31 protein-coding genes are annotated in these 25,637 nt (G+C 54.7%); 12 read left to right on the top strand and 19 right to left on the bottom strand.

The window, feature by feature from the left end:
• Positions 1–203: 203 nt before the first annotated feature.
• On the bottom strand, positions 204–920 hold the full coding sequence (locus SynBIOSE41_RS17235; RefSeq protein WP_186539085.1) for a hypothetical protein: 717 nt from the start codon (positions 918–920) through the stop codon (positions 204–206).
• 248 nt (positions 921–1,168) lie between these two features.
• On the opposite strand from SynBIOSE41_RS17235, the gene SynBIOSE41_RS17230 reads away from it, so the two are divergent.
• Complete coding sequence (locus tag SynBIOSE41_RS17230; RefSeq protein ID WP_186539084.1) at positions 1,169–1,480, top strand: hypothetical protein; 312 nt, start codon at positions 1,169–1,171, stop codon at positions 1,478–1,480.
• 1,047 nt (positions 1,481–2,527) lie between these two features.
• On the opposite strand, the gene SynBIOSE41_RS17225 is transcribed toward SynBIOSE41_RS17230, so the two are convergent.
• Both SynBIOSE41_RS17225 and SynBIOSE41_RS17220 read right to left on the bottom strand, forming a co-directional pair.
• Positions 2,528–4,003: a cell wall metabolism sensor histidine kinase WalK gene (locus tag SynBIOSE41_RS17225; protein ID WP_186539083.1), complete on the bottom strand. Its 1,476-nt coding sequence runs from the start codon at positions 4,001–4,003 to the stop codon at positions 2,528–2,530.
• Between the two features lie 102 nt (positions 4,004–4,105).
• A complete protein-coding gene (locus SynBIOSE41_RS17220; protein ID WP_186539082.1) occupies positions 4,106–5,074 on the bottom strand; it encodes a PhnD/SsuA/transferrin family substrate-binding protein in 969 nt (322 codons plus the stop codon).
• 127 nt (positions 5,075–5,201) lie between these two features.
• Here SynBIOSE41_RS17220 and SynBIOSE41_RS17215 point away from each other — a divergent pair, with 127 nt between their 5' ends.
• Both SynBIOSE41_RS17215 and SynBIOSE41_RS17210 read left to right on the top strand, forming a co-directional pair.
• A complete protein-coding gene (locus SynBIOSE41_RS17215) occupies positions 5,202–5,897 on the top strand; it encodes a response regulator transcription factor (RefSeq protein WP_186539081.1) in 696 nt (231 codons plus the stop codon).
• A 405-nt stretch (positions 5,898–6,302) separates the two neighbouring features.
• Positions 6,303–6,536, top strand: a complete 234-nt coding sequence (locus SynBIOSE41_RS17210) for a hypothetical protein (protein WP_186539080.1) — start codon at positions 6,303–6,305, stop codon at positions 6,534–6,536.
• Between the two features lie 192 nt (positions 6,537–6,728).
• On the opposite strand, the gene SynBIOSE41_RS17205 is transcribed toward SynBIOSE41_RS17210, so the two are convergent.
• The 4 genes from SynBIOSE41_RS17205 to SynBIOSE41_RS17190 form a co-directional block, all read right to left on the bottom strand.
• Positions 6,729–6,995, bottom strand: coding sequence for a hypothetical protein (locus SynBIOSE41_RS17205; protein WP_186539079.1), 267 nt, complete (start codon positions 6,993–6,995; stop codon positions 6,729–6,731).
• A 364-nt stretch (positions 6,996–7,359) separates the two neighbouring features.
• Positions 7,360–7,545 (bottom strand): chlorophyll a/b-binding protein, encoded by a 186-nt coding sequence (locus tag SynBIOSE41_RS17200; RefSeq protein ID WP_186539078.1) that lies wholly within the window; start codon positions 7,543–7,545, stop codon positions 7,360–7,362.
• Positions 7,546–7,869: 324 nt separating this feature from the next.
• Positions 7,870–8,073 carry a hypothetical protein gene (locus SynBIOSE41_RS17195; protein WP_186539077.1) on the bottom strand — a complete coding sequence of 68 codons (204 nt, stop codon included), beginning with the start codon at positions 8,071–8,073 and terminating at the stop codon, positions 7,870–7,872.
• Between the two features lie 58 nt (positions 8,074–8,131).
• Positions 8,132–8,755, bottom strand: a complete 624-nt coding sequence (locus SynBIOSE41_RS17190; RefSeq protein ID WP_255475861.1) for an AAA family ATPase — start codon at positions 8,753–8,755, stop codon at positions 8,132–8,134.
• A 560-nt stretch (positions 8,756–9,315) separates the two neighbouring features.
• Here SynBIOSE41_RS17190 and SynBIOSE41_RS18245 point away from each other — a divergent pair.
• Positions 9,316–9,450, top strand: coding sequence for a hypothetical protein (locus SynBIOSE41_RS18245; protein ID WP_255475860.1), 135 nt, complete (start codon positions 9,316–9,318; stop codon positions 9,448–9,450).
• A gap of 436 nt (positions 9,451–9,886) precedes the next feature.
• Here SynBIOSE41_RS18245 and SynBIOSE41_RS17185 read toward each other — a convergent pair whose 3' ends face one another.
• A complete protein-coding gene (locus SynBIOSE41_RS17185; RefSeq protein WP_066910661.1) occupies positions 9,887–10,120 on the bottom strand; it encodes a chlorophyll a/b-binding protein in 234 nt (77 codons plus the stop codon).
• Here SynBIOSE41_RS17185 and SynBIOSE41_RS17180 point away from each other — a divergent pair.
• Positions 10,119–10,265: a hypothetical protein gene (locus tag SynBIOSE41_RS17180; RefSeq protein WP_186539076.1), complete on the top strand. Its 147-nt coding sequence runs from the start codon at positions 10,119–10,121 to the stop codon at positions 10,263–10,265. The genes SynBIOSE41_RS17185 and SynBIOSE41_RS17180 overlap by 2 nt on opposite strands.
• Positions 10,266–10,389: 124 nt before the next feature.
• Here SynBIOSE41_RS17180 and SynBIOSE41_RS17175 read toward each other — a convergent pair whose 3' ends face one another.
• On the bottom strand, positions 10,390–10,554 hold the full coding sequence (locus SynBIOSE41_RS17175; RefSeq protein ID WP_170951801.1) for a hypothetical protein: 165 nt from the start codon (positions 10,552–10,554) through the stop codon (positions 10,390–10,392).
• A gap of 137 nt (positions 10,555–10,691) precedes the next feature.
• Here SynBIOSE41_RS17175 and SynBIOSE41_RS17170 point away from each other — a divergent pair, with 137 nt between their 5' ends.
• Positions 10,692–10,889 carry a hypothetical protein gene (locus SynBIOSE41_RS17170; RefSeq protein ID WP_186539075.1) on the top strand — a complete coding sequence of 66 codons (198 nt, stop codon included), beginning with the start codon at positions 10,692–10,694 and terminating at the stop codon, positions 10,887–10,889.
• An 81-nt stretch (positions 10,890–10,970) separates the two neighbouring features.
• Here SynBIOSE41_RS17170 and SynBIOSE41_RS18240 read toward each other — a convergent pair whose 3' ends face one another.
• The 4 genes from SynBIOSE41_RS18240 to SynBIOSE41_RS17150 all read right to left on the bottom strand — a co-directional run bounded on the left by SynBIOSE41_RS18240 (position 10,971) and on the right by SynBIOSE41_RS17150 (position 12,962).
• Positions 10,971–11,051 (bottom strand): DUF1651 domain-containing protein, encoded by an 81-nt coding sequence (locus SynBIOSE41_RS18240; protein WP_231857159.1) that lies wholly within the window; start codon positions 11,049–11,051, stop codon positions 10,971–10,973.
• Positions 11,052–11,335: 284 nt separating this feature from the next.
• Entirely contained in the window at positions 11,336–11,731 is a 396-nt protein-coding gene (locus tag SynBIOSE41_RS17160; protein ID WP_066910742.1) for a transcriptional repressor, read from the bottom strand.
• Between the two features lie 14 nt (positions 11,732–11,745).
• Positions 11,746–12,666, bottom strand: coding sequence for an oxidoreductase (locus tag SynBIOSE41_RS17155; RefSeq protein ID WP_186539074.1), 921 nt, complete (start codon positions 12,664–12,666; stop codon positions 11,746–11,748).
• Positions 12,667–12,704: 38 nt separating this feature from the next.
• Positions 12,705–12,962: a hypothetical protein gene (locus tag SynBIOSE41_RS17150; protein WP_066910649.1), complete on the bottom strand. Its 258-nt coding sequence runs from the start codon at positions 12,960–12,962 to the stop codon at positions 12,705–12,707.
• Positions 12,963–13,030: 68 nt separating this feature from the next.
• Here SynBIOSE41_RS17150 and SynBIOSE41_RS17145 point away from each other — a divergent pair, with 68 nt between their 5' ends.
• Positions 13,031–13,480 (top strand): protein phosphatase, encoded by a 450-nt coding sequence (locus SynBIOSE41_RS17145; protein WP_186539073.1) that lies wholly within the window; start codon positions 13,031–13,033, stop codon positions 13,478–13,480.
• A gap of 17 nt (positions 13,481–13,497) precedes the next feature.
• Positions 13,498–14,124: a 2OG-Fe(II) oxygenase gene (locus SynBIOSE41_RS17140; RefSeq protein ID WP_186541375.1), complete on the top strand. Its 627-nt coding sequence runs from the start codon at positions 13,498–13,500 to the stop codon at positions 14,122–14,124.
• Here SynBIOSE41_RS17140 and SynBIOSE41_RS17135 read toward each other — a convergent pair.
• Both SynBIOSE41_RS17135 and SynBIOSE41_RS17130 read right to left on the bottom strand, forming a co-directional pair.
• Positions 14,075–15,349 (bottom strand): mechanosensitive ion channel family protein, encoded by a 1,275-nt coding sequence (locus tag SynBIOSE41_RS17135; RefSeq protein ID WP_186539072.1) that lies wholly within the window; start codon positions 15,347–15,349, stop codon positions 14,075–14,077. The two genes, SynBIOSE41_RS17140 and SynBIOSE41_RS17135, sit on opposite strands and share 50 nt — an antisense overlap.
• Positions 15,346–16,575: an extracellular solute-binding protein gene (locus SynBIOSE41_RS17130; RefSeq protein WP_255475859.1), complete on the bottom strand. Its 1,230-nt coding sequence runs from the start codon at positions 16,573–16,575 to the stop codon at positions 15,346–15,348. Before SynBIOSE41_RS17130 ends, SynBIOSE41_RS17135 begins: the two co-directional genes overlap by 4 nt.
• A gap of 174 nt (positions 16,576–16,749) precedes the next feature.
• Between SynBIOSE41_RS17130 and SynBIOSE41_RS17125 the strand changes: the two genes are divergently transcribed.
• From SynBIOSE41_RS17125 to SynBIOSE41_RS17110, 4 genes are all read left to right on the top strand, one after another.
• Positions 16,750–19,494: a valine--tRNA ligase gene (locus tag SynBIOSE41_RS17125; protein WP_186539071.1), complete on the top strand. Its 2,745-nt coding sequence runs from the start codon at positions 16,750–16,752 to the stop codon at positions 19,492–19,494.
• A 64-nt stretch (positions 19,495–19,558) separates the two neighbouring features.
• Entirely contained in the window at positions 19,559–20,533 is a 975-nt protein-coding gene (locus SynBIOSE41_RS17120; protein WP_186539070.1) for an ATP-binding cassette domain-containing protein, read from the top strand.
• Complete coding sequence (locus SynBIOSE41_RS17115) at positions 20,533–21,330, top strand: ABC-2 family transporter protein (RefSeq protein WP_186539069.1); 798 nt, start codon at positions 20,533–20,535, stop codon at positions 21,328–21,330. Before SynBIOSE41_RS17120 ends, SynBIOSE41_RS17115 begins: the two co-directional genes overlap by 1 nt.
• Position 21,331: 1 nt before the next feature.
• A complete protein-coding gene (locus SynBIOSE41_RS17110) occupies positions 21,332–22,120 on the top strand; it encodes an ABC transporter permease (protein WP_186539068.1) in 789 nt (262 codons plus the stop codon).
• Here the strand turns inward: SynBIOSE41_RS17110 and SynBIOSE41_RS17105 are convergent.
• Genes SynBIOSE41_RS17105 through SynBIOSE41_RS17090 form a run of 4 tightly spaced genes read right to left on the bottom strand, consistent with a single transcriptional unit; the run spans position 22,117 to position 25,636 of the window.
• Complete coding sequence (locus SynBIOSE41_RS17105) at positions 22,117–23,307, bottom strand: mechanosensitive ion channel family protein (RefSeq protein ID WP_186539067.1); 1,191 nt, start codon at positions 23,305–23,307, stop codon at positions 22,117–22,119. The genes SynBIOSE41_RS17110 and SynBIOSE41_RS17105 overlap by 4 nt on opposite strands.
• Entirely contained in the window at positions 23,304–24,533 is a 1,230-nt protein-coding gene (locus SynBIOSE41_RS17100) for an ABC transporter substrate-binding protein (RefSeq protein WP_186539066.1), read from the bottom strand. Before SynBIOSE41_RS17100 ends, SynBIOSE41_RS17105 begins: the two co-directional genes overlap by 4 nt.
• Before the next feature lie 44 nt (positions 24,534–24,577).
• Positions 24,578–24,736: a hypothetical protein gene (locus tag SynBIOSE41_RS17095; RefSeq protein WP_186539065.1), complete on the bottom strand. Its 159-nt coding sequence runs from the start codon at positions 24,734–24,736 to the stop codon at positions 24,578–24,580.
• 12 nt (positions 24,737–24,748) lie between these two features.
• Positions 24,749–25,636: a mechanosensitive ion channel family protein gene (locus SynBIOSE41_RS17090; protein ID WP_255475858.1), complete on the bottom strand. Its 888-nt coding sequence runs from the start codon at positions 25,634–25,636 to the stop codon at positions 24,749–24,751.
• Position 25,637: the final 1 nt, after the last annotated feature.

Below are 25,637 nucleotides of genomic sequence, written 5' to 3'. Positions count from 1 at the left end.
CCAAGAAAGAAGCCACCTACTACTACAGCAACCTCAACCTGGTCGCTGACCAGAAGGTGTTAGAGCAGGTCTCTAACGAGAAAGCACGGCAGAAGCTGAAATTATGGAAAAGGACCGATGGAGCCATTTACACGAAAACGAGCGGTTCCACGACTGGCTCTTTGAACGTCACGAGCCAATTAGGAATCCTGCAAGGCACGGAATCAGAAATTATTTCGCAACACCTCCATCTTCAGATCGGTCATCGACATGCCTTGATTGTGAAACCCATCCCAGAACGGAACGTTCAGAAACCAGGCCAGCTGATCAGCGTCGCGACGCAGGCCGGCCAGATCAGCGTGATCAATCAGATTGAGGCGTCCACCACGACGATTGACCAGATTGAGTTCATAGCTCTTGTAAAAATATCGGTGTCGAAGATGCGAAAGCCCCTGAGGAGCAAATGCTCCTGAAGTTGAAACCCTTTCTCCAAGCAATTGAATGGCATAAATCCCCCTGAGACTGCCACCAACAGCTGCAGCTGATCGAGCCGGAGCGGCTGGGGGAGCGCCTTTCGGCCGGGCTTTCCATGCCATCCTCTGCTCCCAGAATCGACCGGATCGGAGATCGAATACAACCGTCCGCAGCGTTAGTGCATAGATGGGCATAAAGATCAGAACGATGGTCAGCCACGGGAGCCAGCCGGTCGTTACGACATCAGTGGACGACAGAACGTCTCTGGCGATCTGCCAGACGATCAGGATCAGCCCCGTTGCCTCACTCACAATCAGCAATGGTCTGTTGTGAGGAAGGTTTGGTCGCAATTCGGCCCAGCCTTCAGCCTCATGCACTACAAGGCGATGGGTGCGCCATGCATGACCGTTCATGGCCATAGGTGTCCAGGATGTTCGCTCGTAAACAGGGTCTGGCCGCATCGTCATTGACCTCTCCGGAATCGATCGACTGCTGCGGATTCCAACTCCTCACACCCGTTTTCTCGATTCTGACCCCGCCTAGGACTGACTCAGCGCCATACCAACCACCGCGCCAGTGGGAGTCTCCATTCAATCCACCTCTGAACCAGACCCAGCAACGGGCGTTCGGCTGCGTGGTGGATTCCTGCTTGGCCACGCGGGCTCCCTATGAGCACGGATTCAATAGCCAAACTGAAACCTGACATCAGCCGCTCATGCCAAAGATCACCACGACCTGCGTTGAGATGACATGTCTGCAGGGGTTGGCTGATCTGGAGCGACTGGAAGGTCCCTGGGTGGAACGGATCGCCGGTGGTGATCCAGAGGGAGCGATGGTGATTCTGCGTTTGCTGCTGGCCCATATGGCCTCGACGAGCAAGCGGCTGTGGGAGCGATGCTGCTCGATCGGCTGGATGTTGAAACCGATGCCGTGGAGCGAGCATCTCTGCGGTAGAGAGATACTCATTTGCAAAGTGGTCCCGCTGCCTGAAACGGGACCACTTTCACCCTTTTTCGGGCATACCTAGGGCACCCTCCGAATCCAACAATCCAGCTATTGCTTGAAAAACGCAGTCGCTGACTGTGAATTTTTCTCCCTTACAAGGAGATTCTCACAGGTTCGTTCCCCGTATCGCCCATCTCGGACCATGACTCCAAAACGCAGTTTTACAGGGGCTTCTTGGGGTTCATGTCACCGACCGTCCCTGACGCTTGAAGTGGCTTGATGCACCGTTTTGGTTCACCTGTGAACACGTCTCTGAGCACGAGCTGTGACGGATGAAGGCCGATGGCAGAAGCGGAAGTGCTGGGAATGGCTCGGGAGACTCAGTTGCGGTCCAATGAATCACTGCACACCCAGGCTGAAGACGATGCTGTCAGGCCATGGTGCAAACAGTTGATTGATGCTGGTGTCGATGCAGTCGACCGGCCTATGAGGAAGCGCCATCCAGAACGGCAACAGCGCTTAAGGCGACGCCAATACCCAGGAAAAGAGCAAGAGCTAAGAACACAGGACTAGAGAAGAATCCAATCCGATGAGTATTAACGCTTAAGTACATTTACTCATGTCTTCGGGAATACGCTGTTTGCTTGTTCTCACGCAAGGAAGCTCCTTCCTTCGAGGCAGGTGCACATCTGCAAAGTGGCCCGCCCTATCAAGCGGGATCAGTTTCGCCATTTCAGGGGAATGCCTAGGGCGCTCTCTGAATCCAGCCACCCAGCCACAGATTCAAAAACGCAGTCGCTGACTGTAAGTTTTTCTCTCGTACAAGCAGACTGTCACAGGTTCCATCCTCCTCTCGCCCCACCAGTCACCTCAATGCATCTCAGCACCACCACCCGCCAGCCGGCGGATTGTTTATTGGTGTTCCCACTTAACTGAGCAAGCGGCTCAAGACCGGCTTGTGGGCTCAGCTGATTACAAACCGGAAGGGACGTAGCCCGTTCGACCTGGCGATCTTTGCGAGTCACAACCCAGAAGGACGAGAGAGAGCCCAGCCACCGATGAAAACCAACATCAATGAATTTTTTGCTTAAAGATTTGCTTTAAACTGGTCGCAATTGATTAGTGCAATTTAGCTCAACGAGCGCTGCAAGGTAAGAGTGAAGCGACTGCCAACCCCGATTTCTGATTGCACACTCACACTGCCGCCCATGCCTTCCATCAACATCTTGACGATCGATAAACCTAGCCCTGAGCTGGAGTCGCCACGGCGCAGAGCGACTCCATCTGCACGCACGAAGCGCTCAAAGATTCTTTTCTGTTGATCTTCCGGAATTCCCTGGCCATAGTCTTGAACGGCGAATAAAACACACTGATCCTTGACATCAACGACAAGATCTATCGCGCTCATTGGTTCTGAGTACTTCACTGCATTTCCAATTAGGTTTTCAAGGCACTTAACAAGGCAATCTGGGTCACCTATGACCCAGATAGAGTCTTCGAATCCACTGTCATCAAATCTAATTGGATTATTCGGAAAGGCAAATTGTGCAAGACGCAGTGCTTCGCGACAGCTCAAAATACATTCGAAGGGTTCACGCAAGACCTTGAGTTGATGATTGTCTGCACGGCTAAGATCTAATAAGTCGCTTAGCATTCTATTCAGTCTAAAAGCTTCTTTGTCAGCAATCGATAAAGACTCGCGATATCGCGAATCCAGGTCTTGGGCGCGATTTAAGACTGACTGAATAAATCCGGAGATTACCGTAAGTGGTGTTCTAAATTCATGTGATATGGTTGAAGCAAATTGCTTTTGATTCTTGGCAGAAGCTTCTAATCGCTGAACCATGCGATTGAACTCAGTGAGAATGGGCTGAAGCTCAACTGGCTGCCCTTCCAAAGAAATCAGTGCAGTATCAAGGTTGTCTGGTTGAATATTGGATATCCGAGAACGCAATGACTGAATTGGCTTGAGAATATAGGTGAGAGCAATAGCAAGTAAAACGACCAAAGAAAGCATTAAAACAATCTCAGAAAAAAGTCTGACCCTATTCAGTGCATTAAACAATGACATGTTGTAGATAGGTCTGATATAGATCAGTGATCCGGTCTCTGGACCACCAGACAGATTCATAGACTTCACAGCGACGGCGTTTTTATCCCGAAAATCAACCAGCGAAAAGCGGTTCTTGCTGGTCGTTGCCAGGTGAGCAAATTCACGCAGGCGTTCGGGGCTATAAAGCGATTGGGCTCCTTTCCCCGGAACAAGACCAGCACTTCCCGAGATCATGACCGCCTTGCCATCAGCTAAATCAATATCCGACAAAAAATATTCGTAATCCTCCCTAGTGCAGCATTCCATTGCTTCTTGAGCAGAAAGAGAATCTAATTTGTTATCAACAAGATTTAATGGACGCAGGAGCTCCCTGGAAAGGGCAAAATTCAAGTGTGAAGCGGTGAAATCTCTCCAAAGCTTTCCTGAAATTGCCAGGCTGAGTCCAGACTGGGCAACAATCAGAATAAAAGACGTAAGAAAAAAGCGGCGTGCGATGGACCATGAACGGTCACCAGAAAGCGATTGCGATGAATCTAGATCTGATGACCCCACAACAAGAATGCCCCTTTAACGGAAAGATAGCCAGTGGAAGCAGTTTTTTCTGGTGAATTTCTGGTGAAAATGCTGCCAAACACAAAGATGCTCCAGAAAGGATTAGGTCTTTTGATTCGATGTGCAACGTGTCCGCGCTCCCAAGGTCTTCACAAATTCCTTCATCTCCTGAAACGACTTAAGGTCTTCCTTGCTGTTCGGTAACTCAAAACCGGTGACCCAGATATCTTTTAAAAGTTCTCGATTGGATCGAGACTCTTTGTTCCACGCCAATAGAGCTTCTTGTATTTGTATAACCATTGGCGAAACTGACGGCTTTAACAGCCTGGAAGAGGCCAGGATATAGTTATTCCGTTTCTTGTCACTGGCCCAGCCAACAATAACTTCTGATTGTGCTGCTGGAGGAACATGCTGCAGAGGATTGTCGACAGTGCCAGGAACAAATGCAAAGTCTTGATCATTACTGTCACCAAGAAACATTGCACGAAGCTCATGTTTTTGCTCATGCGTACAGCTTCTCAAATCCAATAAAGTAACTCCTTGAGATTTCATCTCCAGTAGAGGTGTCAGAAACGAAGAGCCAGAAGAGCTGTTTCCAAAAACAACACTTCTCCCTTTCAATGCCTGAAGTGGCTGCTTGCTATCAAGCCCACTTTTAACTTGATCTAAAATTTGACGATTAACAAGCAGTATATTGGCGAAAGATTTTTCCTCAATTGCTATTGGCTTCGCGTCTGGGTCTGCATTTAAAATCTTTGCGGTGTTCAAAGATCCAGACCAAAACAAATCCACCTTCCCAGAGGCGAATAGCTCATAAGCATGGGAATAGTTAATTGCGGGGATGTATTCGATGTTAAGACCGGTTTGTCTGTGAAGGTATTCAGTAAATATTTTCATTTTTTCATACATCTTGTCCTGCGAATAATTAGGCTCTTCTGTGATGCGTAGATCGACTCGTTTTGCTTTTGACTTCGGTTGCTCAATTGCGACTCTTGAGCCGTCCTGACCGCAGCCAAATAAAAGAAGCCCAGCGATGATTGGGCCAACTATATGTTTTTGCCGTAAGCCCAAGGCCGATCGTGCAAAATTTTACTGTAGTAACATTGGCTTACTGATTCTTCACTCTTCATTAAATCAAAAGAGTTAATTCGCCACAATGCCTCAGATCCTTTCAGACTGAAACCGTTGGCGACGAGAGATGGACGCAAAAAATGATGTGGTGCTCATCGCTGATGATGAAGCCAACATTCTCATGCTTCTCGAAATGGAGCTTCAAGCCGAAGGGTTTGAAACCATCGTCTGCGAAGACGGTGCTAAAGCCCTGGCGCAGATCAGGGAGTCCGCCCCGGCGATCGCACTGCTCGACTGGAATATGCCCATCATCACTGGGCTTGATGTCTGCCGCAGGCTGAGAGATACCGGTAATGGCCTGCCCGTGATCATGATCACGGCACGGGATGAAATGGACGATCGCGTTGCTGCTTTGGAAGCTGGTGCAGACGACTTTATTGCCAAGCCATTCAATATCCGTGAGGTTTTGGCCAGGGTTAAGGCCTTACTGAGGCGTAGCGCTGCTGTTAGCCCCGATCAGCTCAGCTTTGGAGATCTTCATCTCAATGGACCAGAGCGCCGATGCAATTACGCAGGGGTGCCTTTAAACCTGACCGTCAGAGAGTTTGACCTTTTGGAATGCTTCATCCGTAACCCGCGTCAAGCGATGAGTCGATCTCAGTTAATTCAGAATGTTTGGGGCGATGATTACTTTGGAGACGAGAATGTGGTCGATGTGTATGTGCGTTACCTGCGTAAAAAACTCGAAGACGTTAAGCCTGAACGCATCATTCAGACAATCCGTGGCATCGGTTTTGCTCTGAGGCTGGATGATCAGTCATGATTAATATCAGCGTGCTTCTTATGCTGCATCCTTGAAATCAATGATGCTGCGGTGACTCAATAGTGTTGTTCAGTGGAAGTTTTGTTGTGTCCATGAGACAGGATGATGCCTGTTGAGCGGTCCGAGATGTCAACGGCATTCGAGTGAAAAGGCACGGAGATCAGCTGTGCTTGCGAGCTTGATCGCACTTGTTGATCAAGGCCGTTGGAGAGGGGGATGCTCTCAATCGTGAATCAGGCTGGTCGGCCAAAGACCCGTTGAGAAACCTGGTGTCTGGGTTTCACCAGCCCTTCACCAGAAATCTTCAGGTCGTGCACCAAAGCTGTGCAGCTTGGTTCACCAGAAGGACTGTGATCTTGAAGGAGTCGAGGGGGCAGAACCCCCAAACATTCACGCACACCAGTCATGTTCATCAAGTCCACCTTCGTCTACACCCTTTCCCTCACGCTGGGCATTGCTGCTGTCACCCATGCAAAAACGCTGTTAATCGAGCAGGCACCTCAGGAAACCGCTGAAAACGAGGAATTGGTTTATCGCACCTGTGATGCGAGCCGCCATGGATTTGATCGCTCCAGAGGCCAGCGCATGAGCCCCTTCATCAGCTATGTCCCCGAGCAGTGGTCCCGTTGGACTGTGTGACTTGTCTTGATCGGATTGAGCTGATCAATCCGGTCTGAGCAATCGGAGATAGCTTGAAAGTCCACTCTCTGACTTTGATTTTTATCCTTTTTAGGAGATTGTCCTTGGATCGATTCTCCTATCGTCCATCCTGAGACGCCACATAACAACGCAGTTCTGAACGGGGCATACGGTCTCTGCATCGAGACTGGTCTAAGCAGGAGCCAAGGCAGGTGCTGGCTGTTGGATTCCGTTCATGGTGTCTTTGAGCTCGGCAACATCAAGCAGGCCTTCAGCACTGAACCATGGAGAGTTTTCCCAGCTAAAGCCTTCGCCGAAGGTGTTGTCTGGAGCAACGACATACCAATGGCAATTCACATCCGGCGCATCGACGGAGCATTGCGACCAGTCGGCTTGCCATTGGGGAACCTGCACCCACATGACAGCTGCAAGCACGACTGAAAACAGGCTTTGCAGCATTGCTTTATCAATTGAGGAGGTCGACCCTACTCGCCTGTGCCCTCGGCAGGACGTTCACCTCTTGAAAGGGCAGACCGGGGACCAAAAAAAACGCCCCTTTCTCAAGGGGGCGTGAAGTGAGGTCCGTGACCATTGCATTCAACGTCAAATCTCTGCGCTGTCCAGCCAGTCATTGATGACCAACCATGACTCAACACGGACACAAGACCGATGGAGAAGCTCGAACCGGACAATCAGGACACCCAGCCCGGAAGCCGCCGCTTGTTTCTGCTCGTGTGCAGACCTTATTGGGCGGGGGTGCGTCAGCGTCGCGCTTTCGATTAGGCATGGCTGAGAGTCTGGCCAACGGTCTGATGGCAGCGGATCAGAGACCCAGCGCTATCAGCAGTCCCTGGTGAAGCAAAGCTTCGGTGCCGATCAGCGCAATGAAGCCCATCATCGCCAGACGTCCGTTCAGGCGTTCAGCTTTCGCCAGTCGCTCACGGCGCATCTGAGCTGCGGCAAGGTCCTGCCAGTAGCGCTCATCAGCCAGAAGGGTTGCAGTTGTCATGGGTGTCTCCGTGTGGGACCAGACAGGTCTATGCCCACCGGAGCTGGCTCGGAAGCAGGGACAGCCGCCCATGCAGGTTCGGATTTAGGACTTTCTCCCGTCGGATTCAAGGGGGTCAGTTCAGTAATCGGGAGCCACGGAAGCACCCATTCGATTGCCATCATTTCGCCGCGGGGAAATGAAAGGCCCACGCGCGTCTCGACAAACCCGGCGGCGTAATGCGGATTGCAGCGTCGGGTTAGTCAACGTTGCTGATCAATGATGCCACTGTTGTTAACCGCTGGGTCCTGCCAGTGCAGCCTGCGCCTGGTTCACAGGGAAGAGTCATGATTTTCTTTTGGAGTTGATGAAGGCATCCAGCTGATCATTTCGACCCGTTGTTGTGGTTTCTCTGGTGAGCGTGGTGGAGATGTTTGCCAGGTTGAGGCTGCTGAACAACGTGTTGGGCTCTTCAGCCAACTGCTTCTGGACATTGGATCCATTGCGGTTGAAGCCACCATCACGGAAATCTGTCGCTGTGTCTGTCAAGCAGGGGACACATGTCTCGCAACGCTCAGCTGCAGTGCCCATGTTTGTGCGGATTTGATCAGTGCATGCATGACGCCGATGCTTGCTGGAGTTGATCGAGCCTTTGCTCACGGGAGCCCCAGAGTTCAATCAGCTTGGGCCGGTTCATTTCTGGCATAACGGAGAAGCGATCATCGCGGTAAATCTGTTTAAAGATTGCGTCGACTTCTGCTCTGTAAGCAAGATCGACGGGTCTGATGCCGTCATCCTCCATATCAACTGGCCAGCGATCAGTCATTGGAACAAAAGCCACCAGATCAAGCTTCTGCAGAGTTTCCCTGACTCTTGGCACCATTGTGTTCACAAATGCATTATCAATATCGGTTGTTTTTTTGTCAGCTGTATATTGAGAGTAAGCAATGTAATCCACGGGTGCGCGATCGAATATCACACAGTCGTTGATTGATGAATAGAGATTCACGCGGCTAGCGTTGTAATACATCTGTATGCCGTTGTGAAGGCGGTTGCTTTCTTGGCGGAAGCGGATGTCATACATCTCTGCATCGAGGGCACGGAACGGCTCCTCTTCGCGTTTGTATTGGGGATGTCGTTTCACCCAGTCCCAGACCAAGGTGCTTTTCCCGAGGGAGTGGGATCCACTGATGGCGATGCGCATGTTGAGATCTGTGGTTAATCGCGCCATTCATTATGTTTCGACTTCAACGCAATGGTGCGTGGCTTAATTGCTGAGCAGGGTTGTCCATTGATGGTCCGCAGGTTGAGCCGAGTCTGGATTGCCTGGTGCGATGCCAGATCTCGCGAGTGCCTGAGACTCTGGTCAGCAGTGGACACCCCTGTTGGGGGATTCAACGGTGCGAGCAATCACACTTTTGGGTGATGTGAGTTCGGCTTGTTTCAGCGATGGTGGAATCATCACAGAGATGATCTTCACGAGTGATGACAAACAAATGAAAGTCATTCCCTTGATTGCCTCAGAAGCCTCTTTGCGAGCAGCAGAGGACTAAGCGGAAGCCACTCATTAGCGCCGACCCTTTCGCCATTCCGGCGACTGCCGCTGATCGAGGGTTCTGGAGTCTGAAGCCATGATGAGCTGGTTGAAAGTCATACATAGCCCTTTCAGGGAATAGCAGGATGGTCAAGTCGTGCTCATCCATCTCCAGGCAAAACCTTTCAAACAACAGGTTGATTTGAATGAGAAAATTAATGACCGGAACTAGTGCCAAATCCCATTTGCTTGAGCTGTTGCTCGAGCCGCTGAAAGGCTGCAAAGGGCTTTACAACTACAAGCAGGATTTGATGAAAAAGATCATGCAGATGTCAGACCTGCAAGTGAGGGAGTATCTCGACTACCACCAGCGCTGTGATGCTTCTGGCTGATGCACCAGTTTCAGCACAGCGAGCTGTATTGATGCTTGGATCCAGATCAACGCGAGATGGAAGCATCACTGTCAGATCACATCTTCACCCTGGATCAAGCAAGCTCTGCTGCGATCTCTGGCGCTGAGGCTTTTTGACAAAACAGAGTCCAAGCCTGCCTTATACGTTCTTAATGACGTGAACGCCACAATCAAAATTGTGAGTTGGCTTGAAAGGTCAGGGCAAGTGTTGATTCTGACGAAGTTTGTCCTCCAGGGAGGTCATGCCTGGCCCTATTCAATCGGATGTCCCGAAGCTGGTGAACCCTTTAAATGACGACTTGCGGCAGTTCCATCACGCTGCAATCAAGTCAATGATCTCTGCTCATCGAAGGATTGCGCTTCACCATTGATCAGCCAGACATCTTGGCAGTATCGATATCTGGCATTGATCCTGATTAAAGGCCAATGGTGTGAAGCAATCCTTCGCCACTGATCAATTCTGTTGCGATCGCTGCAATGAAGCCGAGCATGGCCAGGCGACCGTTCAACTTCTCTGCCCGTTCGTGGAACCCCCAGCCGGCGTCGGGTCCAGCCATTTCCATGGGTGGCTCCTTGGCATAGACGTTGTCATGCCCCTCAAGATCGTGAGTCACCAGTCCGGTTGGTGCCTGAAGTGTGGTTGCTGTCATGGATGTCTCCGAGTGGGACCTGTTTGGTCTACGCCTCCTGTTGGCTGCCTGGAAGGCAGGACAGCCGTCCATGCAGGTTCGGTTTCAGGACCTTCCCAGACGGGTTCTACGGGAGCACATTCACCCACTGTCTGCTCTGGCTTGATGCCGTGCTGATGCGTGTGCAGGCTCTGCCCTAACAGCCTGCAGTGAGCTCAAAGCGCAGTTTGTGGCCCCTTTCAATATCAGCGATCGTTGAGTCGTCCCAAGTGCGGGACACTTCACTCCGATTACTCAGGCAAGTTTTCGACTGCGCGGTGCATGAAACGCTTCACCAGCGGCATTGGCCAACCCTCGCGCTGCAGGGATTCCGCGATGTGATCAATCTGGAGGGCAATTTCCTCTGCCACGACATCTTCCAGCAGGGATTCGGAATGGTCTGTGCTGCTTGTCATTGGGATGGATGCCGTCCTTTTGCTCTAACCCTGGTTCAGACAGGCCTGCAAATGCTGCCGGAATTCAGAAAACAATTGCGCATTTGCTGGCCTATGTGATCTGGGTTGGCCAGAACTGAACCATCCGCGCAGTCTTGATGGCACCGAGCTCTCCCCAGCGGCATCCCGACGACATCACACACCATCTGCTTCGGGCTTTTGGGGTTCTGGTAGGGGTCAGCATTGTGGCTGTGGTGGTCTGGCTTGTCACTGCTTCGCAGGCCACCAGCTCCAGACTGCCAATGGACATTGCGCTGGATCGCGTTGAGTCCTCCGAAGCGACTCCTGTGCCATGACATCGCTAACTCCCCTGGCCTGCGCCTGTGGAGAGTCACTGGAGAGTCATGCTTCCTGTGGAGATTCACATTTTTGAATCTCTAGTGCACCGGCAGTGAGCAGCGTCGCCAGCCGGTCTTGAGCATCGTCTCCCAGGTTTCGATGGCGTTTGAGCTGAGCAAGGTCGTCTTGACTGAGGCTCAGGGGGATGCCGCGCGACCCATCCATAGGTTCTTATGGATATCCACTGCTCCTGAGCTGCTGGCGTGTTGGGTTTGAACTGCACCAGCAGCTTTTGCGCAGCATTGACCAACCACCCTTCTCCTCCGGACTTCACTGGGGGTTTTTTTGTGATCCGATTGCGGCTTGGCATGCTCAGCAGTCTGATCAAACCCTGTTCAAAAAATGTCGGACCTAATGGGTGATGGATTCCAGTGAATGGAAAAGTGTGAGGTCCGTGAGGGATTCAGCGCTTGGTTCGACAGATGTTGCAAAGCCCGAAGAATTCCAGCGTGTGAAAGATCAGCTTGAAGTTGTCTGTCTCCGGGGCCTGCACGTTCAATTCATGCATCGGGCATTGCTGCAACGTCTGCGTGGTGCCGCAGCTCACACAGGTGAGATGGTGCTGATCACGCTCCACTGGTGCGTAGAGAGCTTCGCCCGTCGGCAGATGTCGGCAGCGGATCTTGCCTTGTTGATGGAGTTTGCGCAGATTGCGATACACCGTTGCCAGCCCCATGGCTCCCGGTTGCCCCTCCAGGCAGCGATGCAGCTGCTGGCCGGTCATTTCGGCCTCACTGTTTTGCAGTTCTTCCAGCAGCAATTGCTGCCGTTGCGTCCCCGTAGATCCCTGTTGCTTCATGGTGAATTCTGACCTCATACTGCTGCGCTTCTGGTTTGGATCAGTTCGGCACTGACGGCCCAAAGACGTGATCGTTGTTCCTGGCTGCGAGCGGCGCGAGCCACGGGCTGCCGTTTGGGAGCACCACGCATACCTCCAAATTTACTGGGGCCGTAATGCTCTCCACCTTGTACGGCCGGAGAGGTTGCCGCCATGAGCTGCGGCAGTGCCCCCTGGGCTGCGCTCTGGAACATGGGATCCATCAATCGGTAAGCCAGGGCTTCCTGCCAGGCGCCATTGGCTGCCACCGAGAGTGGTTGAAGATTCGTCCGCGCCAGCCCTGGATGGGCTGCCAGCGATCTCACGCTGCTTCCCGACTGCTCGAGACGATGATTCAACTCCAGTGCAAACATCACGTTGGCCAACTTGCTCTGGCCGTAAGCCTTCCAGCGGTCGTAGCGCTTTTCACCGTTCAGGTCATCCCAGGCGATCGCCCCGAAATACTGTGCTCCCGAGGTGACGGTGACGACTCGAGCCTGTTCGCGGCCCTCCATCAGAGGCAGAAGCGCCTGGGTCAGTGCGAAGTGGCCAAGGTGGTTGACGGCGAACTGCATTTCATGTCCCTGCTGGCTCAGCAGCCGTGGAGGCGCCATCAGTCCCGCGTTGTTGATCAGAAGATCCAATCGGTCGTAGCGCGACTGAACTTCTCGGCAGCAGGCATCGACATTGTCGAGGTCAGCTAGATCCAGGTCGAGCAAATCCACACCAGAGGACCCCTGCTCCAGCAGTTCCGCGCGAGCCGCCTCTCCCTTGCGGCGGCTGCGACAGGCCATCAGCACAGTTGCCCCGGACCGGAGCAAGGCCCGCGTGGTCTCCAGGCCAAGGCCGCTGTTGGCCCCTGTGACGAGGGCTATCCGTCCTCGCAGGTCAGGCATGTCGTCGATGGTCCAGCCCATGCGGCGATGTCAGCGCCCATCCAGTCTCGCGGGTTCGCTCAGTCTTCGGGGAAGAGCAGGCCAGCGAGTTCGTCGGCATCCACGTCATAGACGCGCGCCAGCGAAGTTTCGATGGCGCTTGTCACCTCACCAGGCAGGAAGCGCATGGCATTGAGAGCGTCTTCAGCGATCTCGTCGCTGAGCAGGATGTCCTCGGAATCCAGTTTTTCGTCGTTGATGATGGCCATCACCCAGCTCTGATAGGCATAAACCAGATCCGAGAACTCGAGTTCGGGATCATTGAGATCCAGGGTCATGGTCAGGCGTAGACGCGCAACACCAGTCTGACCTCCGGGGGAGAGGATGTCTTCAAGAGAGGGTCAGCATGAGCCGTCCGGATCCCGAACAGTTGCAGGGCACGCTTGTGGACTTCGCTCTGCTGGAACTGATTCGCCAGCACCGCGAAAGCTTTCAGCCGCTCTGGAGCGTTGACAGCTGGGCCAAGCTGATGATCTGGCTGTCGCTGAACTGCGGGTTGTCGGGAGAGCGCGACAGCCTTGAACATTTCGCTGCTGCCCTCGGAGAGCGCATCACCTCGCGGCTGCGTCGAACCTTCTTTGAGCGGGAGTTGGCGGATCTGGAGCTTCAGGTGCTGGCGGATCCCGCTGAGCAGCAGGTGCTGTTGTTGTCACAGGCACCTCCGGATCCCGCTGTGCTGGATCCGGAGCGCCTGGCCAGGGCTTTGGAGCGGGTGGAACTCACCGACCTGGTTGTCGCTGATCGCAGTCGCTGGCAACAGCTGGAGGCCGTGGTGGCGATTCCCTGGAAGGGCTGATGTCTGAGCTGAACGACCTGAGCCTGATCGGTCGCTACGGCAATGCCGGTTTTGAAGCGGTCGCCGATGGCGTGATGGCCTTTTTTGATCGGCGCACCGACCTCCACCGTCCTGGCGTTGCCTTCGGTTCCTCCACAGATGAGGAACCGTCGAAGCTGAGCACGGATATCAGCCTGGTGGCCATTGATCGCAGTGACCCCGAGTCCTGTGCTTTGTCGGAGGTGATTGTGCGGGGTGTCACTGCCGGTTTGGATCGCTACCTGGAGGAGCGACCTTTGTTTCGTGACGTCTGCCCTGACCGGGAACTGTTCGTTTTGCCGATTTTCAACCTTCAGCGCTACGCCCCAGGCGAGGGATTTCGGAAATGGCACTGCGACTGGACCATCAGCGATGAGGCCACGGAACCCGTTCATCGCGTGCTGGCCTGGATTCTTTATTGCGACACCGTGGCTGAAGCCGGTACGGAGTTTCACTGGCAGCAGCATCACGAGGAGGCCGTGCGGGGAAAACTGGTGATCTTCCCTGCAGGCCCAAGTCACATCCACCGCGGTCGGGTGAATTGCAAGCACAGCAAAACCATCGCCACCGGGTGGATCAATGCAGGGACAAAGGAGGGTTATCTGCGGCGCCTGGCTCGCTCTTGAGCGGTGGTATCTCACGGACTGTGTTGACCTGTTGCGGGAAAGGAATTTCAATCCCTTCCCGTTTGAATGCTGTCCAGATCGCCTGATTCACTTCACTGACAATGCCGATGTTGCTCATCGGGTCGGAGATCCAGTAGCGCAATGAGTACTCGATGGCGGAGTCTCCGTAGTGCACCTGCAGCGCCCTTGGCGCTGGATGATTCAGCACTCTGGGCACGCTCAGAGCTGTCTGCTCAAGGATCTTCAGGACGAGCTGGGGATCATGGCTGTAGGCCGCGCCAACTCGGATCTCGCTGCGCCGCATTCGGTCTGTGGCGGTGTAACTGGTGGCCTGCGCGGTGAAAAACATCTGATTGGGAATCAGCAGTTCCGCGTTGTCTCGATCTCGCCAGAGCAGAGTGGCGCGCAGGCCCAGCTTGCGCACTTCGCAAGGATCTCCATCCACCATCAGGATTTCTCCCGGACGCACTGACCCTTCAAACAGCAGCCAGATGCCGCTGATGAAGTTGGAAAACACCTCCTTGATGCCGAAGCCGAGGCCCACGGACAATCCACCTGCGATTGCCACGAGAGCCGTGGAGTTCAGACCGATGTGAAACCCCACGGCCGTGATGCCAATGCCAATCACCACATAGCGGATGATCAGCTCCAGAGCTTTGCGGCTGCTGTCACTGCAGCTGAGCAGTTTTTGCAGCATCCAGGCCACCCCCGCGGCCGGAAGCTTGGTGCCCACCAGCAGCAGATAGGTCACCAGCATGGCGATGACCAGATTGTTCAAGGTGAGGATCTCGCCGAAGAGGCTGCCCAGCTTGATCACGCCGAGATCTGCGGGATTGTCGAACTTGCTGATCAGGTTCAGGCCCACCAGAACCAGGAACAGCGGCCTCAGCAGTCGACTTTCCAGTTGATGGATTGTTGAGGTGGGAAGCAGCAGCAGCAGCAGTTGGTTCAACAAGTTGAGCAGATTCCAGCCCAGCCAGCAAAGGCCGGCATAGCTCACCAGCCCAGTCTTTCCGCCGGGAAGTTCGATCAGCCAGGCGATCAACAACATGGCGATGGGCGCCACCAGCAATCTCAGTGCTGGGTGCAGGTTTCCAAGCCGCCGTTGTGGATTGATCAGGTGCCATCCCACGCTCAGTCCAAGGATCAGCAGCAATTGGGCGACGACAGCGCTTCGCTGCAGGTAACCCAGCCAGCCGAGGATTTCCCAGAGCAGCTGGCTCATGCTCCCCCCTCCAGGGCTTTGACCAGGGATTTCTGGCTGGAACGCGGGTTTGAGGCTCCGAACACTAGTTTGACCAGCACTTGCGACCCATCGCGATCGATGCTGCGGTGGTGAGCCAGCCCAGCCAGTGCTGATTCATGCAGCATCGAATCCTCTCTGGACTGCACCAGGGTGGCCAGCGTGCGGGAACTGCGCACCGGCACAGCCACGGCGGGATTGACTGGCAGGAATGCGAGGGATCGCAGCGACAGATTCCGCTGCACCATCGGGTTGGTAATGAACTGGGCCAGGCTCACGGCCATGTTCCGCTGCCTTGGACTTGAATTGGCTCCGAGCGCCAACACCCTCAAGGCATTCATGGGGCTTGCAGTTCCAGCAGGACCGCTGGGAAGCGGCGAAACCCCGAGGTTGTCGCCCATCAGTTTTCTGAGCCGCAGCAGGCTGTTGGAGTTGCAGCTCACCCAGTCGAGTTCCCCATCGTTGAGCAGGTTTTCCAGTTGCCCCTGGTCCTGGAAAAAGGTGATGTTCTGCTGGGCACTGGCCCGTTGTAACCAGGCCAGCCACTCCACCATCGCTTCAGTGTTCTGTGGCGTCAGTGTCTGGTCATCGTTGGCCTTGGCCAGACTTTGAATGGCCCCCAGGCTGCCTGCGGTCCAAAGCAGTTCCGAGAAGTTCACCGCCAACCCCACCCGTGTACCGGATGCGCCCTGTTGGAGCAATTCCTGCAGTGTGGTGGGAGGGTTCTGAACGATTTCGCGGTTGAAGCAGGCGATCTGCGGGTAGATGACCATCGGCTGGGCCGTGATTCGCCCATCGTCCAGCTTCACCCTTTCCCACAGGCCTTGATCAGTTTGATAACGATTGAATGACTTGACTGGAAGCTCGTCGGTGAGTCCTTCGCTCAGCAATTGATTGGCTTGAGGGGCATCCGTGACCACCAGATCGGGCCCCAGATCAGAGGCATTGCGGCGCTGGAGTTCCTGTTTGAGATTGGCGCGCTTGTACAGCGCGACCTGCACTTCCACGTTGGGTTTGATCTTGCGGAAATCGCTGATGATGAGCTGAATCCGCTGGCGGAAGTCGGTCTGTGTGGCGGTATCGATCTTGCTGTCCTGGTCGATCACCATCGCCAGGTAAAGCATCACCGGAAGCTCATTGCCGAGGCGGCTGCAACCGCTGAGCGCCAGGGTGGAGAGCAAGACGCTGGCTGCCAGCCGAGCACGCACGATCGAGAGTTGATTGGTCGATCCATTCTGATAATCAATTTCGTTGCTGTCTCGTCACAGCTGGTTCAACGGCCATCAGGCTGCCCCGTTTGCTCGGGAGGCCGATCTTGCGGCCTGAGTGTTGGTTCAGACAGTTGTTTTGCGAGCATGGATCGCTGTTGTTGAGCGCGTCCCGTGTCCGAACTGGCCAAGACCTATGACCCGGTGGGCACCGAGGCCCGCTGGCAGCAGGCCTGGGAGGACCAAGGTGCTTTTCATCCCGATCCCCAGGCGCCTGGGGATCCGTTCTCGGTGGTGATCCCGCCTCCGAATGTGACCGGCAGCCTGCACATGGGCCATGCCTTCAACACGGCCCTGATCGACACGATCGTGCGCTACCAGCGTCTGGCTGGAAAAAATGTGCTTTGCCTGCCTGGCACTGACCATGCCTCGATCGCTGTGCAGACGATCCTTGAGAAGCAGCTCAAGCAGGAGGGCAAGACCCGTCATGAGCTAGGTCGCGAGGCTTTTCTGGAGCGGGCCTGGCAGTGGAAGTCGGAGAGCGGCGGCCGCATCGTTGATCAGCTGCGCAGGCTTGGCTATTCGGTTGACTGGCGCCGGCAGCGTTTCACCCTTGATGAAGGGCTGAGCGAGGCCGTCAGAGAAGCCTTTGTCCGCTTGCATGAGCAGGGCCTGATCTATCGAGGCGAGTATCTGGTGAACTGGTGCCCTGCCTCCGGTTCGGCGGTGAGCGACCTGGAGGTGGAAATGAAGGAGGTGGATGGTCATCTCTGGCATTTCCGCTACCCGCTCAGCAGCGGCGACGGTCATCTGGAGGTGGCCACCACCCGGCCCGAGACGATGTTGGGCGATACAGCTGTTGCTGTGAATCCCAGCGACGAGCGCTATGCCTATCTGGTGGGCCAGACCCTCACCCTGCCCTTTGTGGGGCGAGAGATTCCGATCGTTGCCGACGATCATGTGGACAAGGACTTCGGCACCGGTTGCGTCAAGGTGACGCCCGCTCACGATCCCAACGATTTCGCCATCGGCCAGCGCCACGGTCTGCCCCAGATCACGGTGATGCGCAAGAACGGCACGATGAACAAGCATGCCGGGCAGTTCAAGGGACTGGATCGCTTTGAAGCACGCAAGGCCGTGGTGGCCGGTCTGGAGGAACTCGGTCTGCTGGTGAAGGTGGAGGACTATCGCCACAGTGTTCCTCACTCAGACCGTGGCAAGGTCCCTGTTGAGCCGTTGCTGTCCACCCAGTGGTTTGTCAAGACCGAGCCTCTGGCAGCCCGTTGTCGTGAAGCGTTGGAGCAGCAGGATCCACGCTTCATTCCCGAGCGCTGGGAGAAGGTCTATCGCGACTGGCTCACCGACATCCGTGACTGGTGCATCAGCCGTCAGTTGTGGTGGGGGCATCGCATTCCGGCCTGGTTCGTGATCAGTGAGACCGATGGCAAATACACCGACACCACGCCTTATGTGGTGGCACGCAATGAAGCTGATGCCCTGGAGAAGGCCAGAGCTGAATTTGGTTCAGCTGCGGAGATTGAGCAGGATGAGGATGTGCTCGACACCTGGTTCTCCAGCGGCCTCTGGCCGTTTTCCACCCTGGGATGGCCCGATGCTGACAGCGCTGACCTGCAGCGCTGGTATCCCACCAGCACCCTGGTGACGGGCTTCGACATCATTTTCTTCTGGGTGGCCCGGATGACGATGATGGCCGGCGCCTTCACGGCTGAGATGCCGTTCAAGGACGTCTACATCCACGGTCTGGTCCGGGATGAGCAGAACCGCAAGATGAGCAAGAGCGCCGGCAACGGCATCGATCCGCTGCTGCTGATCGAGCGGTACGGAACCGATGCACTGCGCTTTGCCCTGGTGAGGGAAGTGGCTGGTGCCGGTCAGGACATTCGCCTGGACTACGACCGCAAGAAGGACACCTCCGCCACCGTTGAGGCCTCACGCAATTTCGCCAACAAGCTCTGGAATGCCACCCGTTTTGCCTTGATGAATCTGGATGGCATGACGCCTGCTCAGTTGGGAGAAGCCGATCCTGCTGCCCTGCAGCTTGCGGATCGCTGGATCCTGTCGCGCCTGGCCAGGGTCAATCGCGAAACCGCGGATCGATACAGCCGCTACGGCCTGGGGGAAGCGGCCAAGGGGTTGTATGAGTTCGCCTGGAACGATGTTTGCGACTGGTATCTGGAGCTCAGCAAGCGCAGGCTTAATCCAGGTGAAAACGCCAGCGCTGGCGCTCTCGCGGATCAGCGCACGGCCAGGCAGGTGCTGGCCAAGGTGATCAGTCAGATGCACCTGATGCTGAATCCGCTGATGCCGCATCTCACCGAGGAGTTGTGGCACAGCGTCACCGCTGAGCCAGAGACAACCTTCCTGGCGCTTCAGGCCTGGCCGGCCGTCGATGAAGTAGCCCTTGATCACGATCTCGAAGCCTCATTCGCCGAGTTGATTGCTGCGATCCGCGTCGTACGCAATTTGCGTGCAGTGGCCGGTCTCAAGTCATCCCAGACCGTCCCGGTCCGTTTTGTGAGTGGCCGCGGCGATCTGGTCGCAGTGCTCCAGCAGGGGATGGCCGACATCACGGCGCTCACCAAAGCTGAAACGGTTCAGGTGATGACGCCGCCTGAGGCGGATGCAGCCCCGGTGACCAAGGCTCTTGCTGGCGTCAGCGGTGAGCTGCAGGTGCTGCTTCCGATCGAAGGACTGGTGGATCTCGCTGCTCTCGCTGCAAGGCTCGAGAAGGACATCGCCAAGGCCGAGAAGGAGATCAAGGGTCTGGCCGGTCGACTGGCCAATCCCAATTTCGCTGACAAGGCACCGGCCGCTGTGGTGGCGGAATGCAGGGCCAATCTGGCTGAGGCCGAGGCACAGGCTGATCTGGCGCGCAGGCGTCTGGAGGATCTCAGTTGAGTCGCTTGCGCTGTTCAGATCCCTAGCCTTCTCCAAGCGCTGCCCTTGACCGCTGGACTCTCCATTGATCACGGTCGAAAGGCTCAGCAAGACGTACCGCGTCGCTGACAAACAGCCTGGCCTGACGGGAACCCTGCAGCATTTTCTGCGTCGCCGGCAGCGTGACGTGTCGGCGGTGCGGGATGTGTCGTTCGCGATCGCTCCCGGCGAGATGGTGGGCTTTCTTGGGGCCAATGGCGCCGGCAAGACGACCACGCTCAAAATGCTGTGTGGCCTGATCTATCCCAGTTCCGGTCAGGTGTTGGTGGCCGGTCATCAACCCCAGCGTCGGCACCCCGATTTTCTGCGGCGCATCACGTTGGTGATGGGCCAGAAGCAACAGCTCATCTGGGACCTGCCGCCCATGGACTCGTTGCGTGTCAATGCGGCGGTCTATGGCATTCCTGATCGCGTTGCCAGCAGACGCATCGCCGACTTGTCGGATCTGCTGGAGCTGGGTGAGGAACTGACCCGTCCGGTGCGCAAGTTGTCGCTGGGTCAGCGCATGAAGGCTGAGCTGCTGGCTGCCTTGCTGCACGAACCCGAGGTGTTGTTTCTGGATGAACCGACCCTGGGGCTGGATGTGAATGCCCAGCTGCGGGTGCGCCAGTTTCTGGCTGAGTACAACCGCCGCACCGGTGCGACCATTCTGCTCACCAGTCATTACATGGCAGACATCACAGCGCTGTGCCCTCGGGTGCTGTTGATTCATCAGGGACAGTTGTTTCACGACGGTGCCCTGGATCGCCTCGCCAGTCGTCTGGCGCCGGAGCGTCATGTGCGCCTTGAACTGAAACAGCCCGCCCCTGCAGAAGCCTTCACCGGGTTAGGTCGCCTCGACAGCCTCGAGAACTGTGAGGTGAACCTGCGGGTGGACCCGGCCTCACTCACCAGGGTGCTGGCAGAGCTGCTGGACCGTTTTGAAGTGCGCGACCTGGAGGTGAATGATCCACCCATTGATCAACTGATCGGCGAACTGTTCCGCCAGGGAAGTCTCTGATGCGCGTTTTTGGGCTCAACCGCCGCATCGTGCGTGCTCTGTTGGGCAGTCAGTACGCCCACATGCTCGAGTACCGCGCTGAGATCGCACTCTGGGCGCTGTCGGGAGTGTTGCCATTCATCATGCTCAGCCTCTGGAGCGGCAGTGATGCCCGTTCCCAGCTGGGTTTGGACGGGGTGGCTCTCGATCGCTACTTCCTCAGCGCCTTTCTGGTACGTCAGTTTTCGGTGGTCTGGATGGTCTACGCCTTTGAGGAGGATGCGCTGCTGGGCAGGCTCTCGCCCTATCTGCTGCAACCGTTGCATCCTCTCTGGCGCTATGTGGCCTCGCATCTCGGCGAGCAGCTCACGCGGCTGCCCTTTGCCGCCGGCATCGCCGGAGTGTTTTTTCTGATTCAGCCGCAGGCCTTCTGGATTCCATCCCTGGCTGGCTTTCTGCTGGCCTGGCTCGCCACCTGGATGGCCTTTGCTATCACCTTTCTGCTGCAGAGCCTGATCGCTTCGCTGTGTTTCTGGAGCGAGAAGGCCACGGCGCTGGAACGGTTGCTGTTTCTTCCCTTCCTGTTTTTCTCTGGACTGCTCGCTCCGTTGACGGCCTTTCCGCCCGCTGTGCAGGAGTGGGTGCGCTGGACTCCCTTCCCCTATCTGATTGATTTTCCGGCCCGGGTCCTGTCCGGTGATCCCGTGAATCTGGCAGCAGGTTTCGCCGCACAGCTGGCCTGGGTGGCGTTGCTCCTGCCGTTGGTGCTCGTGCTCTGGCGAGCCGGTGTGCGGCGCTACAGCGCCATGGGGGCCTGAGATGGGGCGCTACTGGCGAACCTTGCGCCGTTTCTGGGGCACCGCTCTGGCCACCCAGCTGGAGTATCAGCTGAATGTGCTGGTGGAGCTGCTGGCGGTGGCTCTCAGCCTCGGCGGCAGCCTGCTGCTGCTCTCACTGTTTTTCGGCCCCGGTCGGGAGCTGGGGGGATGGAACTGGAATCAGGCCCTGATCGTGCAGGGCTTCTACACCGTCTTCGATGGCATGACGACCGCCTGGCTGAGGCCCAACCTGGGAGCGATCGTCACCTATGTGCGCGAGGGCACCCTTGATTTCGTGCTGCTCAAACCGATCGACAGTCAGTTCTGGGTTTCACTGCGCACCTTCGCTCCGGCGGGTCTTTCGGAGGTTGTTCTGGGCCTTGGCCTGGCCGGTTGGGGTGCGCATCAATCCGGTGTGGTGTTGACCCCAGTTGTGCTGGTCACGGTGTTGCTGATGCTGATGGTCGCTGCGCTGATTCTTTATTCACTGTGGTTTCTGATCGCTGCCACCAGCATCTGGTTCGTGAAGACCTGGAACGCCACGGAAGTGCTGCGGGCCCTGTTGGCTTCTGGTCGCTATCCGCTCGAGGCCTACCCGGCGCCGCTGAGGCTGCTGTTCACCCTGGTGCTTCCCGTGGCGTTTCTCACCACGGTTCCTGCTGAGGTGTTGTTGGGGCGGGCTTCACTGCCATTGTTGGCGTTGGGGTTTGTCTTGGCCGGGGTCTTTTTCGCTGCTGCCCGTGGCTTCTGGTTGTTCGCGTTGCGGCACTACACCTCGGCATCCAGTTAGTTGGTGGCTTTGATGCCATTGTTAGCAAAAGCGACCCAGATGGACTGCCTTAACTCACTCCCGATGGACAAGGCCTCGAGAGGATTGGGAACTGAGAACTTGAGTTTGTAGTCGATCGATGATTCAGAGAAATCGATGGCAAAGGCTTTTGGTGCCGGTATATTCAGCACTCGCTGATGTTCCTTGGCAACTTGTTCAAGCACAGCAATCACGGCCTTCGGTTCGTGCTTGTAAGCAGCACTCACGTGAATCGATTCACGTCGCTCGTTTTCTCCGGCGGTGAAGGATTCAGCATCCTTCGTGAAGAAGGTAAAGTTGGGGATCAATAAGGTTGCATCATCTCGTGATCTTGATAATTCAGTGGCTCTGAGGCCTAGTTTCGTAACTCTGCAGGGATCTCCGTTGATCATTAGAACTTCTCCTGGTTGAATCCAACCTTCGAGTAGAAGCCAGATACCGCTCAGAAGATTGGCCATGATTTCTCTGAGGCTAAAACCAAGGCCAACAGACAAACCACCTGAGATCCACAACAAAGCTGTGACATTGAAGCCTGCCTGTAGGGCTATTAACAAAGTACCAATCCCGACGATGAGGTATTGAATGAGTTGTTCTAACAGTTTGCGACTTTGTGCTTTTGTCCTCATCAGTGTTTGCAACAGCCAGGCCATCACAAAGGCGATTGTTCGACTGCAAGCGAAGATTAGATAGAGGCCAATGAGTGATATAAAAACATTGCCGATTATAAGTTCTGCATCAAGAATGGTGCCTATCTGAATTAGTGCGATGGATGAAATACTGCTTAGCCGATCGATAAAATAAGTAATGGCAGCGATTAGAATGGCTGGGCGTACTACTTTGCCTAGCCAAGGAGTGACTCGAGAAACGCGGTGTCTCTTCTGAGTCCTCAGCTCTAACCAGCTCACAACGTTCCAAAGACCCCAGATCAAGCCAAACTGAGTACTGATTCCTGTGGGAACAGCAATGAGTCTCAGTAAAAGGCTGGGCACCAGCAGCAGCAGGGGACCAAAGAGCAGGTCGAGAGAGGAAGACACACGGTGGCCCTTCCTGTATTTGTGCAAAATCGTTGCTGCGATGATGACCACCAGAATGAATCCCAACTGCCAGCTGACGGCAGGTCGATTGAGATATCCCAGCCATGCATAGAGCTCCTGAAGAACTGCATTCATGGCTTGCTGCCCTCGCTAAAGCTGGTGAAAATATCCAATGTTTGATCAACTGTCAGGTAACCACTAATTAGATCAGCGAGGGCAGATGTTAACTCTTGATATCGATTAGGATTGTTTTTTTCACCGAAGACAAAGCGTGTCACTCCAGGCCATTCTTCTGAATACCCTCTTACTTGATCGTTGAAGGACGTATTTATAGCTTGCAGTGCTTGTGAGCTTCTGGTGGGGATCGTTACATGTTTGTTGGTCGGTAGAAAGTCAGTGTTTCGCAGCATGAGCTGCCTTTGCACGATGAGATTTGTGCTGGATTGTATGTATTTAATTGCGGCATCTCGCTGCGATTTGCTGGAGCTAGATCCAAGTCCAAATGAAATGTAGTAAGGGATGGGGAAGGCAGCAGTTTGTGCGCCATTGGGAAGTGCGGAAACCCCAAGAGTGTCACCCATCTTGTTGCGTAGTTGTTCGATTCCTCCAGCATCGCAGCTAATCCAGTCCAGCTCACCATTGATTAATGATTCATCTTTGCGTAACTCAGATTTGAAGAATGAAATGTTTTTATAGAGTGCGGCCTTTCGAAGCCAGGCAAGCCATGAGCGGATTGATTTGAATTTCGTAGTTTTGCTTTTATTGAGTCCAAGTGCGCTCATTTCTTTGATGGCGCCCATTGAACCTGCAGTCCACCACAAACCTTCTGGCGTGAGAGATAAGCCTACGCGTGTTCCGCTGGCGGTGAGCTCTTCCAGCTCCTGGATTGTTTGAGGTGAAGCTGGGACTGTTCGTTTGTTGTAACAAGCAACCTGAGTAAAAATTAAAACCGGAGCCGCTACATATTGGCCTTTGATGCTGGCAATCTCTTTTACTAAAGGGCTGTATGTCTGATCCCAATTGATTCGTGCTGGGAGCGCGTCTACGTATCCTTTGTTATGTAGGCTTTTGATCAGCCCCGACGCTGAAACGATCAGATCTGGCCCTAAGTTAAGCTTAGTATCGCTGATGATTTGTTCCTGAAGTTGCCCAAATTTGTAACCGAATAAGACTACATTGGTGTCGGGGCTAGTGCGTTTAAAGTTTTCAGTGAATTCTGTAAGCCTCCCCTCAATAAGCGTTTTTGATTCTTTTGAGAACCAGCTGTCCTCTATCCCGTAGGCGATGAAAAGTGTGTTCGGTGGCTGAATTCCCCTGGCGCAGCCTGTTAGCAGAACAGGAATGGCTGCAGCAGTAGTCATCAGACAGGTTCTTGGTCGATACCGCAGCCTCATAGCAATGCCAATCATTGATTCTCTTTGGTTTTTTGAGCGTCTTGCACGTCTGCAATTTTGGTTGTGGTCATTGAATACAACTGTGTTTTTTGATCGACGGGTATTAATCGCTCGTCCAGGTCATTTGACACTTCAGGCATCAGCGCTTGATCAAAGTAAGGGTTGTCCATGGGATTGATCAATCATTCCTGTTTTTGCATGCCTATGGATGCAGTTATTGCGTTTGCGCTGATATTTGGGGCGGGGTACAGCGTGGTGCAGTCAAAGGCAAAATCAGCGCCGCTGCGTTGAACAATTCCAGCGATGTCTAGGAAAATGGATTGTTGGATGTCGAGCCAGTCTTTCCATACTGTTGTTTTGGTAAAGCAGTAAACCATCATGTTGATGGACGATGCATCCCATTCGTTGAAGTTCACAAGAATTGTCTGGCTTTGATCGATATCTGGGTGTTGCTGAAGATGATTGCGAACTTCCTTGGTAATGCCGTTGATTTTGCCTAAATCTTCATAGCGCAAGCTGATATTTGCACGGATTCTGCGGTTGTACATTTCACCTGGATTTTCGATCGGGTTCGTAGCAAATACGGAATTCGGGATATAAAGCGGCCTACGGTCAAAAGTGCGAATTCGTGTGTAATACCAGCCGATGGATTCAACAGTTCCTTCGAGGCTATTGGCGTTAATCCAGTCGCCTTCTCGGAATGGGCGGTTGAAAAACAGCATGAAGCCTGAGAGGAAGTTCTGGCTGATCTGTTGGGTCGCGAATGAGAGGCCGATTCCTGCTCCGCCGAGCATGGTCGCGATGGCTCCCGATGGAACCCCAAAGGTCACCATCAGTGCTGCAGTGGCGACCAGCAGCACTGCAATGGTGAAGAGCCTGCTCATCACATTGATCAGCATGGATTCATCCTGTTGATCCTCGATCTGGATCCACCGCCTCATGGATGCAGACCTCAGTACGGTCTGGCCGATGTTCATCACAGCCCAGGTGATGCTGGCGATCACCAGTGTTGTGGAGATTCTGTTCACTTCAGCTTGAGCGAGCAGTCCCAGTTCAAGAACCTCGTTCACC

Source organism: Synechococcus sp. BIOS-E4-1 (assembly GCF_014279995.1).
In the GTDB taxonomy this organism is placed as follows: domain Bacteria; phylum Cyanobacteriota; class Cyanobacteriia; order PCC-6307; family Cyanobiaceae; genus Synechococcus_C.
This window is presented reverse-complemented; position numbering and strand designations above follow the sequence as displayed.

Coding starts and splice junctions, on each gene's coding strand:
- SynBIOSE41_RS17210 (WP_186539080.1), top strand. CDS start 6,303: ATGTTCATCAAGTCCACCTTCGTCTACACCCTTTCCCTCACGCTGGGC.
- SynBIOSE41_RS17145 (WP_186539073.1), top strand. CDS start 13,031: ATGAGCCGTCCGGATCCCGAACAGTTGCAGGGCACGCTTGTGGACTTC.
- SynBIOSE41_RS17155 (WP_186539074.1), bottom strand. CDS start 12,666: ATGGGCTGGACCATCGACGACATGCCTGACCTGCGAGGACGGATAGCC.
- SynBIOSE41_RS17175 (WP_170951801.1), bottom strand. CDS start 10,554: ATGACAAGCAGCACAGACCATTCCGAATCCCTGCTGGAAGATGTCGTG.
- SynBIOSE41_RS17180 (WP_186539076.1), top strand. CDS start 10,119: ATGGATGTCTCCGAGTGGGACCTGTTTGGTCTACGCCTCCTGTTGGCT.
- SynBIOSE41_RS17110 (WP_186539068.1), top strand. CDS start 21,332: ATGGGGCGCTACTGGCGAACCTTGCGCCGTTTCTGGGGCACCGCTCTG.
- SynBIOSE41_RS17135 (WP_186539072.1), bottom strand. CDS start 15,349: ATGAGCCAGCTGCTCTGGGAAATCCTCGGCTGGCTGGGTTACCTGCAG.
- SynBIOSE41_RS17115 (WP_186539069.1), top strand. CDS start 20,533: ATGCGCGTTTTTGGGCTCAACCGCCGCATCGTGCGTGCTCTGTTGGGC.
- SynBIOSE41_RS17200 (WP_186539078.1), bottom strand. CDS start 7,545: ATGACAACTGCAACCCTTCTGGCTGATGAGCGCTACTGGCAGGACCTT.
- SynBIOSE41_RS17185 (WP_066910661.1), bottom strand. CDS start 10,120: ATGACAGCAACCACACTTCAGGCACCAACCGGACTGGTGACTCACGAT.
- SynBIOSE41_RS17230 (WP_186539084.1), top strand. CDS start 1,169: ATGCCAAAGATCACCACGACCTGCGTTGAGATGACATGTCTGCAGGGG.
- SynBIOSE41_RS17170 (WP_186539075.1), top strand. CDS start 10,692: ATGGCACCGAGCTCTCCCCAGCGGCATCCCGACGACATCACACACCAT.
- SynBIOSE41_RS17150 (WP_066910649.1), bottom strand. CDS start 12,962: ATGACCCTGGATCTCAATGATCCCGAACTCGAGTTCTCGGATCTGGTT.
- SynBIOSE41_RS17205 (WP_186539079.1), bottom strand. CDS start 6,995: ATGCTGCAAAGCCTGTTTTCAGTCGTGCTTGCAGCTGTCATGTGGGTG.
- SynBIOSE41_RS17190 (WP_255475861.1), bottom strand. CDS start 8,755: ATGGCGCGATTAACCACAGATCTCAACATGCGCATCGCCATCAGTGGA.
- SynBIOSE41_RS17095 (WP_186539065.1), bottom strand. CDS start 24,736: ATGGACAACCCTTACTTTGATCAAGCGCTGATGCCTGAAGTGTCAAAT.
- SynBIOSE41_RS17215 (WP_186539081.1), top strand. CDS start 5,202: ATGGACGCAAAAAATGATGTGGTGCTCATCGCTGATGATGAAGCCAAC.
- SynBIOSE41_RS17160 (WP_066910742.1), bottom strand. CDS start 11,731: ATGAAGCAACAGGGATCTACGGGGACGCAACGGCAGCAATTGCTGCTG.
- SynBIOSE41_RS17105 (WP_186539067.1), bottom strand. CDS start 23,307: ATGAATGCAGTTCTTCAGGAGCTCTATGCATGGCTGGGATATCTCAAT.
- SynBIOSE41_RS17100 (WP_186539066.1), bottom strand. CDS start 24,533: ATGACTACTGCTGCAGCCATTCCTGTTCTGCTAACAGGCTGCGCCAGG.
- SynBIOSE41_RS17235 (WP_186539085.1), bottom strand. CDS start 920: ATGACGATGCGGCCAGACCCTGTTTACGAGCGAACATCCTGGACACCT.